General features: G+C 69.4%; 1 protein-coding gene. It reads right to left on the bottom strand.

Features of this window, described 5'->3' with window-relative positions; all coding sequences use genetic code 11:
• Nucleotides 1–1,583: type I polyketide synthase (locus ABIA33_RS38020; protein WP_370088815.1), on the bottom strand; the 1,583-nt coding region annotated here is incomplete at both ends.

Here is a 1,583-nt window from a genome sequence, read left to right as displayed (position 1 = left end):
GCATCCGCCAACGACAACACACCGGCCACATGCGCCGCCGCCAACTCACCAATCGAATGCCCAGCCAGAACATCCGGCCGCACACCCCACGCCTCAAGCAGCCGGAACAACGCCACCTCAACCGCAAACAACGCCGGCTGCGTATAACCCGTCTCATGGATCAGCCCCGCCGCCGTCGTGCCCTCCGCAGCGAACACCACCTCGCGCAACGGCCGGGCCAGGTGGGCGTCCAGATGCGCGCAGACCTCGTCCAGGGCATCGGCGAACACCGGGAACGTCTCGTACAACTCCCGGCCCATGCCGAGCCGCTGGCTGCCCTGCCCGGTGAACAGGAACCCGACCTTGCCCTGCGAGGCCGTGCCCTCGACGAGTCCGGGCGCGCCATGTCCCTCCGCCAGGGCCGCCAGGGCCTGCTCGAAGCCGTCCAGATCCTGCGCCACCAGGACCGCGCGGCGGTCCAGGGCCGACCGGGTCGTGGCCAGCGAGTAGGCGACGTCAACAGGGAACTCGGGCCGGTGGTCCAGCCGAGACCGCAACCGTGCAGCCTGGGCGCGCAGCGCCTCCGTACTCCGGGCGGACAGCAACCACGGCGCTGCCCAAGGCGTGGCGCTGGCGGACGGCGGCGTGGCCTCCGCCTCGGCGAGAGAATCCGGGTCCGGGAGTGGTGCCTGTTCCAGGATCGTGTGGGCGTTGGTGCCGCTCACACCGAAGGAGGACACGGCCGCCCGGCGAGGACGACCGGTCTCCGGCCACTCCGTCGCCTCGGTCAGCAACTCCACGGCGCCGGCCGACCAGTCCACGTGCGGCGTGGGCTTGTCGATGTGCAGGCTCTTCGGCAATATGCCGTGCTGCATCGCCATGACCATCTTGATGATCCCGGCGACACCCGCCGCGGCCTGGGTGTGCCCGATGTTCGACTTCACCGAACCCAGCCACAACGGTGACGCCTCGCCACGGTCCTGGCCGTAGGTGGCCAGCAGCGCCTGCGCCTCGATCGGGTCACCCAGCCTCGTACCCGTACCGTGCGCCTCCACCGCATCGACCTCGGCGGCCGACAGACCGGCCGAGGCCAGCGCCTGCCGGATCACCCGCTGCTGCGAAGGCCCGTTCGGAGCCGTCAGACCATTGCTCGCACCATCCTGGTTGATCGCGCTACCCCGCACGATCGCCAACACCGGATGCCCGTTGCGGCGCGCGTCCGACAACCGCTCCACCAGCAGCATCCCCGCACCCTCACCCCACCCGGTACCATCCGCCGCATCAGCGAACGGCTTGCACCGACCATCGGAGGCAAGACCCCGCTGCCGACTGAAGTCCACAAAGGACGCAGGGGTGGACATCACCGTCACACCGCCAGCCAGAGCCAGCGTGCATTCGCCCGCACGGAGCGCCTGGATCGCCCAGTGAAGAGCCACCAGGGATGACGAGCACGCCGTGTCCACTGACACTGCGGGGCCTTCGAGTCCGAGGCTGTAGGCGACGCGGCCCGACATCACGCTGGCCGCATTGCCCGTGCCCAGGAAACCCTCGGAACCCTCCGGCGCACTGAGGATCAACGGCAGATAATCCTGCCCATTGGTACC

The organism is Streptacidiphilus sp. MAP12-16 (assembly GCF_041262165.1).
Taxonomy (GTDB): Bacteria; Actinomycetota; Actinomycetes; order Streptomycetales; family Streptomycetaceae; genus Streptacidiphilus.
Note: the sequence above shows the minus strand (reverse complement) of the source record. Positions and strands in the feature narration are given on the sequence as shown.